Source organism: Brachybacterium subflavum, from assembly GCF_009299795.1.
Lineage (GTDB): Bacteria > Actinomycetota > Actinomycetes > Actinomycetales > Dermabacteraceae > Brachybacterium > Brachybacterium subflavum.
On the sequence record NZ_VIGP01000006.1, the window covers coordinates 264,122 to 281,584 of the forward strand.

At 71.1% G+C, this 17,463-nt stretch carries 14 protein-coding genes and 1 riboswitch; of the genes, 6 read left to right on the plus strand and 8 right to left on the minus strand.

Annotated features, from left to right (window positions below):
• The first annotated feature begins 200 nt into the window (after positions 1–200).
• The 5 genes from FHG10_RS15405 (at position 201) to FHG10_RS15425 (ending at position 7,190) form a co-directional block, all read left to right on the plus strand.
• Positions 201–2,480 carry a carbon starvation CstA family protein gene (locus FHG10_RS15405; RefSeq protein WP_152354228.1) on the plus strand — a complete coding sequence of 760 codons (2,280 nt, stop codon included), beginning with the start codon at positions 201–203 and terminating at the stop codon, positions 2,478–2,480.
• On the plus strand, positions 2,480–2,725 hold the full coding sequence (locus tag FHG10_RS15410) for a YbdD/YjiX family protein (protein ID WP_152354229.1): 246 nt from the start codon (positions 2,480–2,482) through the stop codon (positions 2,723–2,725). The genes FHG10_RS15405 and FHG10_RS15410 overlap by 1 nt, the downstream gene beginning before the upstream one ends.
• A 251-nt stretch (positions 2,726–2,976) precedes the next feature.
• Positions 2,977–4,248: an alcohol dehydrogenase family protein gene (locus FHG10_RS15415; RefSeq protein ID WP_227488306.1), complete on the plus strand. Its 1,272-nt coding sequence runs from the start codon at positions 2,977–2,979 to the stop codon at positions 4,246–4,248.
• Complete coding sequence (locus FHG10_RS15420; protein ID WP_152354230.1) at positions 4,238–5,269, plus strand: proline racemase family protein; 1,032 nt, start codon at positions 4,238–4,240, stop codon at positions 5,267–5,269. Before FHG10_RS15415 ends, FHG10_RS15420 begins: the two co-directional genes overlap by 11 nt.
• A gap of 172 nt (positions 5,270–5,441) precedes the next feature.
• Positions 5,442–7,190, plus strand: coding sequence for an ATP-binding protein (locus FHG10_RS15425; RefSeq protein ID WP_193636349.1), 1,749 nt, complete (start codon positions 5,442–5,444; stop codon positions 7,188–7,190).
• 213 nt (positions 7,191–7,403) lie between these two features.
• On the opposite strand, the gene FHG10_RS15430 is transcribed toward FHG10_RS15425, so the two are convergent.
• The 6 genes from FHG10_RS15430 to FHG10_RS15455 all read right to left on the minus strand — a co-directional run bounded on the left by FHG10_RS15430 (position 7,404) and on the right by FHG10_RS15455 (position 13,283).
• Positions 7,404–7,592: a hypothetical protein gene (locus tag FHG10_RS15430; RefSeq protein ID WP_152354232.1), complete on the minus strand. Its 189-nt coding sequence runs from the start codon at positions 7,590–7,592 to the stop codon at positions 7,404–7,406.
• Between the two features lie 5 nt (positions 7,593–7,597).
• Positions 7,598–9,124 carry a S10 family peptidase gene (locus tag FHG10_RS15435; protein ID WP_152354233.1) on the minus strand — a complete coding sequence of 509 codons (1,527 nt, stop codon included), beginning with the start codon at positions 9,122–9,124 and terminating at the stop codon, positions 7,598–7,600.
• Between the two features lie 160 nt (positions 9,125–9,284).
• Entirely contained in the window at positions 9,285–9,713 is a 429-nt protein-coding gene (locus tag FHG10_RS15440; protein WP_152354234.1) for a VOC family protein, read from the minus strand.
• Between the two features lie 151 nt (positions 9,714–9,864).
• On the minus strand, positions 9,865–11,883 hold the full coding sequence (locus tag FHG10_RS15445; protein WP_152354235.1) for a glycogen debranching N-terminal domain-containing protein: 2,019 nt from the start codon (positions 11,881–11,883) through the stop codon (positions 9,865–9,867).
• 54 nt (positions 11,884–11,937) lie between these two features.
• Entirely contained in the window at positions 11,938–12,597 is a 660-nt protein-coding gene (locus FHG10_RS15450; protein WP_152354236.1) for a TenA family protein, read from the minus strand.
• The gene (locus FHG10_RS15455; protein ID WP_152354237.1) at positions 12,594–13,283 is read right to left on the minus strand and encodes a TenA family protein; all 690 of its coding nucleotides are present in this window, start codon (positions 13,281–13,283) and stop codon (positions 12,594–12,596) included. The genes FHG10_RS15450 and FHG10_RS15455 overlap by 4 nt, the downstream gene beginning before the upstream one ends.
• A riboswitch (TPP riboswitch) is annotated at positions 13,274–13,368 on the minus strand. Its footprint overlaps the gene before it by 10 nt.
• A 94-nt stretch (positions 13,369–13,462) precedes the next feature.
• Between FHG10_RS15455 and FHG10_RS15460 the strand changes: the two genes are divergently transcribed.
• On the plus strand, positions 13,463–14,638 hold the full coding sequence (locus FHG10_RS15460) for an ArsB/NhaD family transporter (RefSeq protein WP_152354238.1): 1,176 nt from the start codon (positions 13,463–13,465) through the stop codon (positions 14,636–14,638).
• Positions 14,639–14,650: 12 nt separating this feature from the next.
• Here the strand turns inward: FHG10_RS15460 and FHG10_RS15465 are convergent, their stop codons facing one another.
• Both FHG10_RS15465 and FHG10_RS15470 read right to left on the minus strand, forming a co-directional pair.
• A complete protein-coding gene (locus FHG10_RS15465; protein ID WP_152354239.1) occupies positions 14,651–15,223 on the minus strand; it encodes a DUF421 domain-containing protein in 573 nt (190 codons plus the stop codon).
• Between the two features lie 45 nt (positions 15,224–15,268).
• Positions 15,269–17,242 carry an aconitate hydratase gene (locus tag FHG10_RS15470; RefSeq protein WP_227488307.1) on the minus strand — a complete coding sequence of 658 codons (1,974 nt, stop codon included), beginning with the start codon at positions 17,240–17,242 and terminating at the stop codon, positions 15,269–15,271.
• Positions 17,243–17,463: the final 221 nt, after the last annotated feature.

The window sequence follows — 17,463 nt, forward strand, 5'->3', positions numbered from 1 at the left end:
GGGGATTGGCCGCCGGGCGGTCACGCTACCACCGCGCAGGGAGCCTTCGGCGGCGACATCCTGCAATCGCCGGACGACCAGCGGGTCCGCGTGGTATGTGAGTCGCGCGCCACATCGCGGGGCACGGGTCCGACGGCGGTAGCCTGTCGTCGGCCGTTCTCCCCGGCGGCCGGTCGACGACGACCCAGGAGGTCTTCCCCATGTCCCCCTCGTCCCCTGAACCCTCCTCGGGCGCGGCCGCTGCGACGGCCGACGCCCCTCCCGCAGCCCTTCCCGAGCAGACCGTGCGCGCCGAGCAGCGCTGGACCCCCGCGAAGATCGCGCTGTGGGTCGCCATCTCGCTCGTGGGCGCGCTCGGCTGGGTCATGCTCGCCCTCGCGCGCGGCGAGACCATCAACGCGATCTGGTTCGTGTTCGCCGCCGTCGCGACCTACCTCGTCGCCTACCGCTTCTACGCGAAGTTCATCCAGAACCGGCTGGTCAGGCCCGACGACACCCGCGCCACCCCCGCCGAGGCCGAGTACGACGGCAAGGACTACGTCCCCACCGACCGCCGCATCCTCTTCGGCCACCACTTCGCCGCGATCGCCGGCGCCGGCCCGCTCGTCGGCCCCGTCCTCGCCGCGCAGATGGGCTACCTGCCCGGCACCATCTGGATCATCGTGGGCGTGGTGCTCGCGGGCGCCGTCCAGGACTTCCTCGTGCTCGTGATCTCCACGCGCCGCCACGGCCGCTCCCTCGGGCAGATGGCCCGCGACGAGCTCGGCGTCGTCGGCGGCGTGGCCGCGTTCATCGCGACCCTGACCATCATGCTGATCATCGTCGCGATCCTCGCGATGGTGGTCGTGAACTCCCTCGGGGAGAGCGCCTGGGGCGTGTACAGCGTGGGCCTGACCATCCCGATCGCGATCTTCATGGGCCTCTACCTGCGCTTCCTGCGCCCCGGCAAGGTCTTCGAGGTCTCCGTGATCGGCGTGGCCCTGCTGCTGTTCGCGATCATCTCCGGACGCTGGGTCGCCGAGACCGGCTGGGGCGACGCCCTCTTCCACCTGGACCGCCCTGTGCTCGCGGGCCTCATCATCGTCTACGGCTTCATCGCCGCCGTGCTGCCCGTGTGGGTGCTGCTCGCCCCGCGCGACTACCTCTCGACGTTCATGAAGATCGGCACGATCGCCATGCTCGCCGTCGCGATCATCGTGGTGCGCCCCAGCATCTCCACCCCGGCGGTCTCCGAGTTCGCCTCCCGCACCGACGGGCCCGTGTTCACCGGCGGCCTGTTCCCGTTCCTCTTCGTCACCATCGCCTGCGGCGCCCTCTCCGGGTTCCACGCGATGATCTCCTCGGGCACCACTCCGAAGCTCGTGGAGAAGGAGCGCCAGATGCGCATGATCGGCTACGGCGGCATGCTCATGGAGTCCTTCGTGGCGATCATGGCGCTGGTCGCGGCCGTCTCCATCGACCGCGGCATCTACTTCGCGATGAATTCCTCGGCCGCCGCGACCGGCGGCACGATCGAGGGCGCCGCGCAGTTCGTGAACTCCCTCGGCCTCACCGGCGTGAACCTCGATCCGGCGACGCTCGCGCAGACCGCGAAGGACGTCGGCGAGGAGTCGATCGTCTCCCGCACCGGCGGCGCACCCACGCTCGCCGTGGGCCTCGCGGGCATCATGCACAAGCTCGTGGGCGGGCCCGCGATGATGGCGTTCTGGTACCACTTCGCGATCATGTTCGAGGCGCTGTTCATCCTCACCAGCGTCGACGCCGGCACCCGCGTCGCCCGCTTCATGCTGGCCGACGCCCTGGGTGGCTGGAAGCCCCGCTTCCGCGACCACTCGTGGCGTGTGGGCGCGTGGATCACCACCGCGGTGATGGTCGCCGGCTGGGGATCGATCCTCATGATGGGCGTGCTCGACCCGCTGGGCGGCATCAACACCCTGTTCCCGCTCTTCGGCATCGCCAACCAGCTGCTGGCCGCGGTCGCCCTCGCGATCTGCCTGGTCGTGTTCGCCCGCAAGGGCCGCACCTGGTCGCTGCTGATCATCTTCGTGCCGCTCGCCTTCACCGCGGTCGTCACCATCACCGGCTCGTTCCAGAAGATCTTCTCCTCCGACCCCGGCGTGGGCTACTGGGCGAACCACTTCGCCTACCGCGACGCCCTCGCCGCGGGCAAGACCGAGCTGGGCCTCGCGAAGACGCCCGAGGACATGCACGCGGTCGTCTTCAACACCGCCGTGCAGGGCTCGCTCTCGATCCTCTTCGTGGTCTGCACGATCATCGTCATCGTGGTCTCGCTCTGGCGCACCTGGCAGGCGCTGCACGGGAGGAACCTCCTGGACACCGAGGCCCCGCGTGTCGAGTCCGCCTACTTCGCGCCGGCGGGCATGGTGCCGACGCCCGGCGAGAAGGAGCTCGAGGGCCGCTGGCAGGACCACCTGCGCGAGCACCCCGAGAAGGACCTCGCCGGGACGGTCGGGCACTGATGAGCGCGCGGGTCGTGGCGGGGGTGCGGCCGACGGGCGGGGCCGGGGCTGTTCCCGGTCGCCTCGTCGGCGCGCTGCGCGGGGTGCGTCGCTTCGCCCGCGGCGTGCTCGGGTCCGACGCCTACGACCGCTACCTGCACCATCACCGCATCACCGGGTGCGCGCACGCGCCGCTCAGCGAGAAGGAGTTCTGGCGGCAGAAGTACGCCGCGCAGGACGAGAACCCGTCGGCCGGCTGCTGCTGAGGGCGGGGAGGTCCGGGTCGGGACGTCCTTCGCGCTGAGTGATCGGGTCGGCGGACCGGTCCGGCAGCTCGAGTCCGTGCCGGTCTGCGGACCATTCGCGCGTGTGAATGGTCCGCAGACCCGCGCGGATCCCCGGACCCGCGCGGATCCCCGGACCCGCGCGGGGCCTCCCTTTACGACGCCGTCCGGCGGTGCCATGCTCGTCCTACGCTCCGCGCAGCGCCGCGTGGACCCCTCGACGGGAGCTCGGCATGACCCCGACCCAGGACACCCCGCAGGACCCGAATCCGCGTGACCCAGCGGGCGTCGGCCCGCCCGGCACAGCCCCGGCGGACGCGGCCGCGCCCGGCACGGCCGCGCCCGGCGCTGTCCCGCCCGGCCCCGTGCCCACGCTCCCTCTCACCATGGCGGCCGTGCGGCTCATGGGGCACGGAGGCCTCGACCAGCTGGAGTACTCCCGCGACGTCCCCACCCCGAGCCCGACGGCCGGGGAGGTGCTGATCGACGTCCACGCCTGCGGGATGAACAACACCGACGTGTGGGTGCGCGAGGGCGCCTACGGCAGCGACACCGACCCCAGCGAGGTCTCCACCTGGCGCCGCGGGCGCTCGACGCTCGCGTTCCCGCGGATCCAGGGCACGGACATCGTCGGCCGCATCGTCGCCGTCGGCCCCGGGGTCGACGCCTCGCGCATCGGCGAGCGGGTGATGGTCGACTTCAGCATCTACAACCGGCCGGAGGGGGACGACTCCCTCGCCGACATCGACTACATCGGCCACGGCCGCGACGGCGGCTATGCCGAGTACGTCGCCGTGCCCGCGGAGAACGCCTACGAGATCACGGCCGACATCCCCGACGCGGGGCTGGCGACCTTCTGCTGCGCCTACCTCACCGCCGAGCAGATGCTCGTGCGCGCCCGCCTCTCCGAGGGGGAGAGAGTGCTGGTCACCGGCGCATCCGGCGGGGTGGGGTCGGCGATCCTGCAGCTCGCCCGGGTGCGCGGGGCGATCCCGTACGCGGTCTCCAGCCCCGGCAAGGAGGAGGCGCTGCGGGCGATCGGCGCCGAGGACGTGATCCTGCGCGGCTCCGGCGATCTCGTCGAGGAGGTCGGGCGGGTCGCCGACGGGCCGATCGACGTGGTCGCCGACCTCGTCGCCGGGCCCCTGTTCAACGATCTGCTGCGGATCCTGCGTCCCGAGGGCCGGTACACGACGGCCGGCGCGATCGGCGGGCCCGTCGTCGACCTCGACCTGCGCACCGTGTACCTCAAGCAGCTCGAGCTACACGGCTCCTCACAGGGGACGCGCACCGCCTTCCGCCGCCTCGTGGGATGGATCCAGGAGGGCAGGATCCGGCCGCTGCTGGACCGCACGTTCCGCCTCTCCGACTTCCACGACGCCCAGCGCACCTTCCTGGGCAAGACCTATATCGGCAAGCTCGTGGTCGTGCCCGACCGGCACTGGGACCGGGTCGGGGCGCCCTTCGCCCACGACGGCGCGGCGGGCGATCCCGATGCGCCGTGAACGCACGATCGAGCTGATCGACACGCAGTCCGGCGGGGACGTCAGCCGCATCGTGATCGCCGGCATCGAGCCGATCCCCGGCGCGACGGCGCTCGAGAAGGCGCGATTCCTGCAGCGCGAGGGCGACGGGCTGCGGCGCCTGCTGCTCTCCGAGCCCTACGGCGACCCCGCGATGTCGGTCGACCTGATCGTCGAGCCCGGGCATCCGCAGGCGCAGGCCGGCTACATCATCATGGAGGCCATGGGGTACCCGATGTACTCGGGGTCCAACACGATCTGCACCGCGACCGCCCTGCTCGAGAGCGGGACGATCGAGATGACCGACGGCGAGCAGTCCGTCGTCCTGGAGTCGCCGGCCGGGCTCGCCCGGGTCACCGCCGACTGCGCCGACGGTCGCGTGGAGTCCGTGACCACGCGCGGGGAGCCGGCCTTCGTCGCGGATCGCGACCTCGTCGTCGACGTGCCCGAGATCGGTCCCGTGCGCTTCGACCTGGTGTGGAGCGGGGCCTACTACGCGCTGGTCCGCGCCGCCGACCACGGCTTCACGGTCGCGGCCGACGAGCAGATCGCGCTCGCCGCCTTCGGTGACGCCTTCGTGCGCGCCGCCCGCCCCGGCCTGCGGCACGAGCATCCCTCGCTGGGGGACGTCGGCCCGCTGCCGTTCGTGCACTTCATGGGCGAGATCCGCCCCACGCTGGACGGTGGGCTCGAGTCGGCGTCGGCCACCTATGTCCACCCCGGCGTGATCTGCCGCAGCCCCACCGGCACGGGCACCTCGGCCCGGCTCGCGCTGATGGCCGCGGACGGCGAGCTCGCGCCCGGAGGGACGCTGGAGACGATCTCCCCGCGCGGCTCCCGGTTCCTCGGCACGCTGACGGGACCGGCAGAAGTCGGCGGCCTGCCCGCCTGGGACTCGACCACCACCGGCTCGGCGCGGCTGCTGGCGCGCTCCCGCATCACCGTCGACCTCGACGACCCGCTCGTGGACGCCTCCGACCTCGAGGCGCTGCTGACGGAGTGAGCGGGCGGGTCGTGCCCCAGTGCGAATGGCTCTGACCGCGCCCCTGCCCGGTGCTCGCCACAGAGGTCGTCACTCTATACAGTGACGTCGTCACTGTATAGAGTGACGCTGTTCAGTGACGGAAGTTCACTGTCACGGGTGTTCCGTCCCGTGGCGATCCGGGGGTGGGGAAGTGGACGATAAGACGCTCGCAGATGTCGTCGCACACTTGCGTGCACTCGGAAGAGACGACGAGACGACGGAAGCGAAGGCGTCGGTGCGCAGGCTGAGTGCGGACGTCTGGGAGACGGTGAGCGCTTTCGCCAACACGCGTGGGGGCACCCTGCTTCTGGGGATCGATGAGGGTGACGGATTCCGCCCAGCGGAGGGATTCTCGCCGGATCGGGTGCTCGACCAATTGATCGAGGGCGTGGGTGACGGCGGGAAAGATGGAGCGAAGGTTTCCAATCCGCCGCGGTACTCCGTCTCGACTCCCGCTCTCGACGGGGCAACGGTCCTGGTCGTCGACATCATGGAGAACTCGCTGGACACGAAGCCCTGTTTTATCACGCAAAGAGGAATCCATCCCGGCTCCTTCAAGCGAATCGGTGACAAGGATCTGCGGTTGTCGGCTGTCGAGATCTTCGAGATGCAGAGGGTGCTGCAGCCCAGCGATGCCGACCGGTCGGTGGTGCCGGATACTGCGATCGAAGACCTCGACCCTGACCTGCTCGAGAGGTACCTTTCACGTCGATCCGGCTCGAGGGCCCTGAAAGGCGTGGGCGACGACAGGCAGACGGCGTTGCGTCGCCTGAATATCGTGGACCGCTCCGGCTCGGTGCGGATGGCCGGACTGCTCACGATGGGGGTCTACCCTCAGCAGCACTTCCCGCAGCTGCACATCGACGTCGCTGTGCACCCCGGCGCGAGCAAGTCGACGGCAGACTCGTTGACTCGTTTCCTCGATAGGAGGATCTGCGAAGGGTCGCTCGCGGAAATGGTGGAGGAAGCTGTGCAGGCGATCGTGCGGAACCTGAGGACCTATTCGACGGTCTCCGGCACCAGGCGTATCGATGAGCTGGAGATCCCCAGAGAAGTCCTGCGCGAGGCGATCAGCAATGCCGTGATACATCGCGAGTACGCTGGGCCGTTCCTCGGAGAGGGCATTGCTGTGGATGTGTTCACGGACCGGGTCGAGGTGCGGAGTCCAGGAGGGCTCTGGGGTGGTCGAACCAGGGAGAACATTGCAGACGGAGTGTCGCAATGTCGCAATCAGGCGCTGATTCATGTCTTGAGGGATCTGCCGTTGGACGAGGCGCCCGGAGCGATCGTCGAGGGTCAGGGAAGCGGGGTTCCCTTCATGGTCAACGAAATGCGAGCTCATACGCTCCCGGACCCGCTGTTCGCCGTCACTCCCGCGTCAGTGACGGTGGTGCTGGGACGCCATGGGGTCGAGGTGCCCGGGAACCGGGAGTGGCTGAGGGAACTGGCTGGGCGAGACGCGAACCACCGGGAGAGCCAAGTGCTTCTGCAAGCGCGGGAGTTCCCGCTGCTCACGGTCGAGTCAGTGCACGGCGCGCTTCAGCTCGATTCTGACGACGTGCGCTCCATCCTCCGAACGCTCACTGATGATGGGGTGCTCGAGCGCACTCCTGATGGCTGGCGCCTTGCGGGGGATCTGCTGGGCCAGGCGGAGCGTGGAAGCCAGGGTGCCGATCGGCCGGGCCCCGCGGGTGCGTCGAGGGCTTTGACCTCGGCGGAGTCCTCTATCGTCGATGCGATGTCGGCCTCGGCACCACTGTCGATCCGGGATATTGCCGAGCGCACGGGATCCAGCGTTGCCGCGCTGCGCCCGATACTCCGACGACTCGTGAACGCGGAGATCGTGATTCCCACTGCGCCTCCGACGAGTCGTCGGCGTCGATACGTACTGCACTCATGAATGAGCCGAGCAAAGCCCCGAACGCCCCGACGACGGATGACAGTCCGTCGCAATCGGCCGCTCACCGGCGATAAGGCTTCTGTCGACGGGGCGATGGGTGCGCGGGCGTCACGTGTCACGTCGAGCGCTCCTGGCCGATTCCGGAGCCCGCCTACCAGTCAGCGCCGTCGCGCAGTTCCGCACGAGCCTCAGGGGGCTCGCGCTGGGCGAGCCTCATCGACGCTTCTCGGCGAGCTCCGCGGTGAGCAGACGCAGGGTCTCGTCGGGATCCACGAGATCGACGCCGCCTGCGAGGATCTCGTCGACTCGGGACGTGATCTCGTCGATCCAGGTGTCGTCGGTCTCGGCGAGGCTGTGGGCCTCATCATGGTCGACGCCGAGTCGAAGCCCGCGTATGGCCATGGCGCTCACTCCCCGCGCACGAACTGGCCGAGGTGCTCGCCGAGGGCCACGCGGCTGGGCTCGTGGACGTACATCATGTGGCCGGCCTCGTAGTACTCGATGCGGATCCGCTCGCGGTAGTCGTCGGTGGGGATCGGCAGGTGCGCGAGCACGTGCTCGCTGGCGTGGAACGGGGTCGCCGCGTCGTGGTAGCCGTGGGCGACGAACACCCTGGTGGACGGCACCTTCCGCAGCACCCGGGCGAGATCGGAGGCGACCTCCACGCTGCGGTTCTCGAACTCCTTATAGCTCCAGGGGTGGACCCTGGGGGAGAAGATCTCGTAGACCACGTCGGACGTGAAGCCGAGCTCGGCGGTCAGGTAGTGGTTGATGGCGGCGGTGTACGAGGGACCCAGCTGGTCGGTCGACGGATCGGTCTCCATGCTCGCCGCGTTGAGGTTCCCGGCGGGGGCGCTGAAGCGTCCGTCGATGCGGCCGACGATCCTGCCCTCCTCCCGCAGCACCTCCGCGAGATAGGCCATGTGCTCCACGCGCAGCTCGGCCCGCTCCACCCAGTCGGGGCTGACGCCGATGAGCGCCGCGATCTGCTCGGCGGCCTCGCGCTTCTCCTCGGGGTCCAGGCGGTGGCCCTGGGCGAGCAGCTGCGGGTACTCGGTCTCGGCGAACGCCTCGGCCTCGTCGACGACCTCGAGCAGGGAGCGGCCCGGGTGCTTGCCGTGCGCGTGGGCGATCGCCGCATACGTGGGGAGGTAGTGGAGGTAGGGGGCGTCGTTGCCGGCGGGGAAGTCCTCGGCGAACACGATCGTGGAGAAGTCCAGGACCGGGGAGAGCAGGGCGATGCCCGCGGGGGCGACGTTGAAGCGGTCCACGAGCCGGCCCGCGACGGCGCTCGCCCGGGTGGTGCCGTAGGACTCGCCGACGAGGTGCACCGGGGAGAGCCAGCGCTCGTTGCGCGTCAGCCAGTCCATGATGAAGTCCGCCACGAGGTCGCGGTCGGCCGTGATCCCGTGATGACGATCGGGCTTCGCGCCGGGCGCGGGCCGCGAGTAGCCGGTCGACATCGCATCGACGACCACCAGGTCCGCGTCCTTCAGGATCGTCTCGTGGTTGTCGAGGAGGCCGAACGGGGGCGGGGTGAGGGCGCCGGCGTCACCGGAGTCGACGCGCCGCGGACCCAGCAGCCCCAGGTGCAGCCACACGGTCGAGGAGCCGGGGCCGCCGTTGAAGGCGAACACCACGGGGCGCTGGGGCCCGCGATCGGTCGCGACGTAGCTGACGGCGAACAGCTCCGCGTAGGCGGTGCCGCGCGCATACGCCTCGCCCTCGGGCTCCTCGGTGAGCACGTGCGTGCCGGCCGTCGCCGTATAGGTGAGGGAGGAGCCGTCGGGCAGCTCGAGGAGGTGGGCGGTGGTCTCCAGGCGGTCCTCGGGCTTCGGGGTGCTCTCTCCGCCCTCGCCGAGCGCGCCGGCCGCGGCCCCCGCGGCAGCGGCCTCGGTCGCGGTGGTGTTCGAGGGGCTGGGGGACTGGGTCATGGAGGATCTCCGCATCGTCGTGGGTGGCCTCCGTCGATCGTACGGACGACAGCGGCCCCTGTGCACGGCCGGCCTTCACGCTGAGTCGCCCCGGAGCGGGCGGGATGCCGCGGTGGTCACCGGAGACCGGGGCACCGACCGGACTCGTCGTCCCGCGTGCTCAGCGTCCGTAGCGTCCGGCGAAGCGCTCGATCGCCTCGGGGGTGACGGGGCTGAACACCCCCACGAGGTTCTGGTCGGGGTCCCGGAGGAAGAACACCCTGTTGCCCCACGGCATCAGTGCCGGCGCGGCGACGAACTCCGTGCCCAGTGCGGACAGGCGGGCGTATTCGGCGTCGACGTCGTCGACGAGGAACTCGAAGATCGTCGGCCTGTTGGCGCCCGCCTCGGCAGACCCTGGTGCGAAGAGCGGCACAGTGGCGGTGCTGCCGAGCGCGAGGGTGGCGGTGGGAGTGAGGATCTCTGCGAAGACCGGCGCGGGGCGCACGGCGATCGTGCCGGTGAGCTGCTCGTAGAAGTCGACCATCGCGTCGAGGTCGTCCGTGATGATGCGGGTCGATACGAAGGCGGTGGCGTGGGAAGTCGTCATGGACGTGACCGTAGAACCGATGCAGGTCAGAACCTGTCCGTTGATCGTCGGTGCGTCAGCTCGTCCGGACCGACGGCTCGTCGTCGGATGGGCGGGGCCCGAGCGGGTCGCAGGAGCGGTGGGTTGGCGGGCCTGTCGCTCGACTCTCCGCTCAGAGCACGCCGAGCGCTCGGGCGATCGGGACGGCGCTCGCCGCGGCCCACGCCTGCGGACGGCACGAGGCCGGGTAGGGCAGGGGCGCGGAGACCTCGTCGGCGCTCTGCCCGCCGAAGAGCTCGGGAAGCCGCTGGTCGAAGGCGCCCGCCGCCCGCAGCAGACCGCGCGCGAGCACGCGCGCCTCGTCCTCGAAACCGGCGCGGAGCATGCCGCGCAGGATGTACCCGGTGTCGTGCGTCCACACGCTGCCGCCGTGGTAGCGCAGCGGCCCGAACCCGCCGTTGTCGGTCGAGAGGGTGCGGATGCCGAAGCCCGAGAACAGCGTCGGGTCCATGAGGCGGCCGACGACGATCCGCTCCTGGTCCGCGTCCAGCAGGCCGGTCCCCAGCAGGTGCCCCATGTTCGAGGCGACGCCGTCGACCGGGCGCTCGGCCCCGTCGAGGGCGAGCGCGGGGTACCGGCCGCGCGCCCCCTCGCACCAGAAGCGCGCGTGGAACGCCTCGCGCAGGCGCGCGGCGAAGGCGCGCAGGCGGGCGGGGAGATCCGCGGACGACGGGTCCCTCGGGGCGCTGCGCTCGAGCAGGTCGGCGGCGTGCAGGGAGGCGGCATAGGCGTATCCCTGGACCTCGGCGAGGGCGATCGCGCCGCTCGCGAGGGAGCCGTCCGCGCGGCGGATCGAGTCGTCGGAGTCCTTCCAGCCCTGGTTCGCCAGGCCGTGCCCGCTCTCGTCGATGTACTCCAGCAGACCGTCGCCGTCGGCATCGGCGTGCTCGAGGAGCCAGCGGGCGGCGGCCTCGAGGTGCGGGAGCAGATCGGTGAGCACCGTGGCGTCCAGGCCCGCGTCGAGCGCGTCGTGCAGCAGCTCGATCCACAGGGGCGTCGCATCGATCGTGCCGAAGTAGACGGGCGGCAGATGGCTCTCGGCCATCTCCATGCCCTGGGCCCGCACTTCGTGGAGGATCTTGCCGGGCTGCTCGGCCGTGTCGGTGACGAGGCGGGTGCCCTGCATGCTCGCGAGCGTGCGCAGGGTGCCCTCCGCGAGCGCGACGTCCACGGGCAGGACCAGTGAGGCGGCGATGATCGAGTCGCGGCCGAAGAGGGTGAAGAACCACGGCGCGCCGGCCGCGGCGAAGCTGCGCGCCGGATCGCCCGGCACCTGCAGACGCAGCGCGTCGAGATCCGCGAAGGAGCGGACCAGGAGGTCGCGGGCGGCCCGACGCTCGGGGTCCGCGTCCGGCTCGACGGCGAGCGGGAGGCGCCAGGGCTCGGCGGCCTCGAACGGGACGTCCGGGTCGGTGAGCGCGAGCTCCCAGTCCGCCTCGGCCGTTCCGCGCGCCGGTGCTTCGAGGACGCAGCGCCAGGTGACGACGGGTCCGTCGACGTCCAGGACGAGCGTGTCGGTGTCGGTGTCGGTGCCTGTGCTCGCGTGGAGCGCCGCCTCGCCCCGCTCACCGATCCGCCACCGCGCCGCGCCGTCCCGGATGCGGGCCACGGGGCGGGCGGGGGCCTGCGCGAGCATCAGGCGCGGGTCCTTGACCTGCGACATCGTCGCACCGTCGGTGACGAGCCCGAGGCGCAGGGACAGGGTGCGCGGGCGGTCGTCGTCGTTGCGCAGGCGCAGCGTCTCGCGGATGCCGCAGCCGGACGCTGTGCGCGTGCGCTCGAGGACGACGAGCGGGTCGCCCGGCAGATCGGGCGCGGTGACGACCCCGCGGAACACGACCTCGTGTGCGCTGCGCACCTCGGCGGGAAGGGGCGAGAGAGTGGGATGCCCCTCGTCCTCGTCCTCGTCCTCGTTCTCGGCCCGTTCCTCGACCTCGCAGGTCAGGTCGGAGATGACGCGGGCATCGCCGAGATAGATGCCCTGCGCACCGACGCCCCTGATCGTGCCGTCGGGCGCCGACCACGCCTGCAGCGGAGCGCGCAGCACCACGGCGAGGCCGTGGAGGAACGACTGGTGGTTCTCGACCTGCCGCGCCGCGGACGGGTTCGGGGAGGACGCGTGCGTGCTCACCGCTTCATGCTTGCACGCACGGTCCCCGTGCGCTCCGCGAATTCGCGTCGGCGATCAGCCCAGCGCCTGCTGCCAGAACGCGGCCTCCATGCGGGTGGCCGTGCGGAAGATCCGCTCGAGCCGTGCGCGGCGGCGGGCGGGAAGGTCGCCGCCCGCGAGCTCGTCGAGCCGCGCGGCGGCCGCGGCGGCGCTCGCCTGGAACTCCTGCCCCGCGTACTCGGCGATCCACTCGCCGAACGGGTGCTCGCCGCCCTCGGCGAGGCGCGGCGCGAGGGCGGTCCCGATCTCCGCATAGCCGATCGCGCAGGGCGCGAGGGCGACCTGCAGGTCCAGGGCGTCCCCGGCCATGCCGGTGTCCAGGACGAAGCGCGTGTAGGCGACGGTGCCGGGCTTCTCGTCGGCCGTCTCGAGGACTTCCTGGTCGATGCCCCACGAGGCCGTGAGCCGCACGTGCAGAGCGGTCTCGGTGAGGATCGCGGTCAGGGAGTCCGCGGCGGAGCGGATGCCCTGGAGGGTGTCGGCCTGGTACGCGGCCAGGGCGTTGGCCCTCGCGAACTGGAAGAGGAACAGGTAGTCCTGGACCAGATAGTCCTGGAAGGCGGCCAGGGGGAGCGTGCCCTCGCCCAGCCGCGTGACGAAGGGATGGTGGACGTAGGCATCCCAGTCCTCGGCGGCGGAGGCCTTGAGCCCGTCGAACAGGACGGAGGAGTTCATGCCGTCGCCTCCTCGCCGCCGGCCTCGAAGGCCGAGTCGAAGAAGTCGTTCTCGAGCTGGACGGTGCGCGCGAAGAAGCTGCGCACGCGCTCGGGGTCCTCGATCTCGGCGGCGTCGAGCTCGGCGCGCAGGAAGCCCACGAGATCGCGGAAGCCGGGACCGTCGTGCAGGGAGATCCACTCGGCGTGGACGAAGCTCGCGGGCAGGGGAGAGGGCGCCCGGCTCGCCCAGTCCAGGTAGAGCCATTCGGTGACCAGCAGGACCGCGAGGATCGCGGCGTGGTCGCGGGTCTCCGCGGCCTCCCGGAACACGTCGAGGAAGCCGTCGGTGGCCGCGGTGTTCGGGATCTGTGCGCGCTGCTCCTCGCTCACGCCGAGCGCCTCGAGGGCCCGCAGGAAGTACGTGTTCTCGTCGCCGGCGACCTCCCCGGCGAAGCGTGCGAAGCGCAGCCGGGCGGCGGGGGTGCGGGCGGTGGCCAGCGCGGCGCCGATCAGCTGCAGGAAGGCATCGAGGAAGCGATGGTCCTGCACCAGGTAGCGCGCCATCGCCTCGTCCGGGATGGAGCCCGCGTGCAGCTCGCGCACGAAGCGGTGGCCGACGGCGCGCTCCCACGCCCGGGCGTGCTGGTGGCGCAGGGACGCCGTGAAGGCGGCGTCCTCGGTGGACGGACGTGGGGCAGGTGTCATGGCGGCAATCCCTCCGCGAGTACGAGCTCGATCAGGTTCAGCGGGTGTGTTCTCAGCCCTGGTCAGGGCACCCCGTGCACGTGCGAGGCTATCGCCGCCGAGTCCATCGGACACGGCCGTCCCGCGGCGTGAGAGGGAGCGGGACCTGCGGGAGGGCGCCGCGGTCTACGCTTCGCAGCATGCTCGGACTCCTGCGCAGGCGCTCCGGTGCGCTCGCGATCGGGGCGCTGGTCCTCGCCGCCGTGCTGTGCATCCTCAGCGGCGGGCTCCCTTCGCAGGATCTCGCAGCGCTGATGGCGCGGGTCGCGCCCGTGCTCGGATTCGTCCTCGCGATCGCAGTGCTCGCCGAGCTGGCGCGCGAGGCAGGGCTCCTGGACGTGATCGCCCACGGCCTCACCGTCCTCGCACGCGGACGCACCGTGGTGCTGTGGTGCGCCGTGTGCGCGCTCGCCGTGGTGTGCACGGCCTTCTTCTCCCTGGACACGACGGCGCTGATCATGACTCCTGTGGTCGTGCTCACGGCGCGGCGCGTCGACGTGCCCGCGGTGCCCTTCGCCCTGGCCACGGTGTGGCTCGCGAACACGGCGTCTCTGCTGCTGCCGGTCTCGAACCTCACGAACCTGCTGGCCAGGGACGTCCTGGGCGGGGGCACGGCGGCCTTCCTGTCCCGCAGCGCGGCGCCGACCCTGGTCGCGATCGTGGTGCCGGTGGCGATCCTGGCCGTCGTCCATCGCCGGGAGCTGCAGGGTCGATTCCGGGCGTCGCCCGCCCCGCAGATCCGCGACCGCGCGCTGCTGCGCATCAGCGGATGCGTGGTCGTCGTGCTGCTGCCCCTGCTCGTGGTGGTGCCCGCGGTGTGGATCCCGGCGGGCGCCGCCGCGCTCGTGCTGCTGCTCGCCTTCGCGCTGCGGCGCCGCGAGGCGATCGGAGCGCACCTGGTGCCCTGGCGTCCGCTCGCGATCGCCCTCGCCCTCTTCGTGCTGGTCGAGACCGCGCACGTGCAGGGCGCGACGTCGTTCGTGCTGCGCGCGGCCGACGGCGGCACGGGGCCGATGGGGCTGCTGCGCACGGCCGGCACCTCGGCGCTCGCGGCGAACGTGCTCGACAACCTCCCCGCCTTTCTCCTCCTCGAGCATCGCGCGGGGGACGATCCCGCCTCCACCATGGCCCTGCTGATCGGTGTGGACGTAGGTCCTCTGATCACCCCGTGGGCATCGTTGGCCACGCTCCTGTGGCATCAGCGGATGCAGGCGATGGGCGTGCGGATCCCCTGGGTGCGCTTCATGGCGCTGGGCGCGGTCGCGGTGGTGATCACGGTGCCCCTGGCGACTCTCGCGCTGGCCGTCCTGGAATGAGCGGGCGTGTCCTCAGGCGGACCCCAGCTCGGACAGCAGACGCTCGGGGATCCGGTCTCCACCGTCGACCTGGGCCACGAGATCGCGGTCGATCCGGCTGCCGCGCCGGACGATCGTGAGCGTGCCGCGGACCTCGAGGATCACCAGCTCCACCTCGTCGAGGGCGAGCACCCCGCTCACGCGCAGACGATCCAGCAGCATGCCGCGCGTCAGCCTGCTGCGACGCAGGCCGGCCGCGATCGGCTCCCCGTCGACCATGACGACGACGGGACGCGTGCGCCGCAGGAGCAGGGGGACGCGGCGGAACCTGCCCGTGACGTACTCGAGGACCACCAGGGTGCTCAGCACGACGATCGCGCCGAGCATCGTCGGGGATTCGCCGAGGGTCGCGCGGGCGGTGATGCCGCCGACGACGGCGAGGACCACGAAGCTGCCGGCGCTGGGCCGAGCCATCAGGCGCGGGCCGATCACCTGCATGAGCAGGGAGAAGAAGCCGTACAGCACGATGGTCGAGGCGATCACGCCGAGGACTGCGCTGCCGCTGATCCCGACGTAGTCGCGCCAGATGAGGTCCCAGTCGATCATGGGGCCATTGTCGTCCCTCGGGAACCACGCCTCACGACTCGCGACTCACGCCTCGCGCGCCGCGAGCGGGATCCGTCCGCCCGCGAGCACCATCTCCACCTGGCGCGGCGAGAGGCGGTGGTGCACGGCGATCTCCCGGTCCCCGATGCGTGCGGTGAGCGATGTGCCCGCAGCGAGCGCCGCATGGATGCCGTCGATCTCGACGACGTCTCCCGCGGAGATGCGGTCATGGTCCTCGGGATCGTCGAACTCGAGGGCGAGGATCCCGAAGTTCGCGAGGTTCTGCCAGTGGATGCGGGCGAAGGACACCGCGATGACCGCCTTCAGACCCAGGTAGCAGGGAGCGATCACGGCGTGCTCGCGCGAGGAGCCCTGCCCGTAGTTCTTCCCCGCGACCACCACATGTCCTCCCGCGTCCTTCGTCTCCGCCGCATGCGCGGGATAGTCGGGGTCGATGCGCGTGAAGGTGAACTCGGAGATCTTCGGGATGTTCGATCGGAAGGGCAGAACGCGCGAGCCGGCGGGCATGATCTCGTCGGTCGAGACGTCGTCCCCCATCACGAGCACGACCGGCGCGCGGAGGTCGTCGTCGATCGGAGAGAACTCGGGCAGGGAGGAGATGTTGGGCCCCTTCACCAGGTCGACGTGGCGGGCTTCCTCGGGAGGAAGGGGCGGCTGCAGCATGTCCTCGATACGGGTGAACGACTCGGGCAGCTGCGGCTTCGGGGCAGGGATCCCGAACGAGTCGGTGAGCGTGCGCGGATCGGTGATCCGCCCGGTCAGCGCCGCCGCGGCCGCGGTCTCGGGCGAGCACAGCCACACCGAGTCCTCCTCGGTGCCCGAGCGGCCCGGGAAGTTGCGGGGCATGGTCCGCAGGGAGTTGCGCCCGCTCGCGGGGGCCTGGCCCATCCCGATGCATCCCAGGCATCCGGACTGGTGGATCCTCGCCCCGGAGGCCACCAGATCGGTGAGCCAGCCGCCGCCGATCAGGTCCGCGAGGACCTCGCGGGAGGTCGGGTTCACGTCGACCGAGACGGCCTCGTGCGCCTGGCGGCCGCGCAGTGCCTCGGCGAACGCCGCGAAGTCCCGCAGTCCGGGGTTCGCCGAGGAGCCGACGACCACCTGGAACACGTTCTCGTCCTCGACCTCGGCGACGGGACGCACGTTGCCGGGGGAGGAGGGCGCCGCGATCAGCGGCTCGAGGGCGCTCAGGTCGATGTGCTCGGTGACGTCGTACTCCGCGCCGTCGTCGGCCTCGAGACGCGTGAACTCGTCGACTCGGCCGACGGCCCGCAGGTAGTCGCGGACGGCGTCGTCGGCGGGGAAGACGGTCGCGGTCGCGCCGAGCTCGGCGCCCATGTTCGCGATCACGTGCCGGTCCATCGCGGTCAGCTGCGCGAGACCCTCGCCGTGGTACTCGATGATGCGGCCGACGCCGCCGCTGACGCCGTGCCGGCGCAGCATCTCGAGCACCACGTCCTTCGCGCTCACCCAGTCCGGCAGCTCGCCGGTGAGCTCGACGCCCCAGACCTCGGGCATCGAGACGTACAGGGGCTGGCCGGCCATCGCCATCGCGATCTCCAGGCCGCCCACGCCGATCGCGAGCATGCCGAGCGCGCCTGCGGCGCAGGTGTGGGAGTCCGAGCCGATCAGCGTCGCCCCCGGGCGGCCGAAGTGGGCCTGGTGGACGGGGTGGGAGACGCCGTTGCCCGCCTTGGAGAACCAGAGGCCGAAGCGCTGAGCGGCCGAGAGCAGGAACAGGTGGTCGTCGGGGTTCTTCTCGTCCGTCTGCAGCAGGTTGTGGTCCACGTACTGCACGGAGAGCTCGGTGCGGATCCGGTCCAGGCCCATGGCCTCGAGCTCGAGCATGACCATCGTGCCGGTCGCGTCCTGGGTGAGCGTCTGGTCGACCCGCAGACCGATCTCGCCGCCCGGCTCCATGTCGCCCTCGACGAGATGGGACGCGATGAGCTGGTGTGCGACGGTCTGGGCTCGGGTGATGTCCACGGTGCTGTCCACGATGCTGCCCTCCAGGGATCGTGGTCCGCCGTCGGTCCGACGGTGGACCTCTTCCGAGCGTAGGCCAGGTGGCGCGACGGCTGGGTCGGGCGACGAAGTCGGGGTCGCGATCCGATGAACTCGGCGTGCACTTATGTGCGAGCCCCTCGCACAACGGAGCGCCATTGCTACGGTGACGGCGGTCACTGCGGGCCCGCGGATGCTGCGGCGCGCAGTCGTGC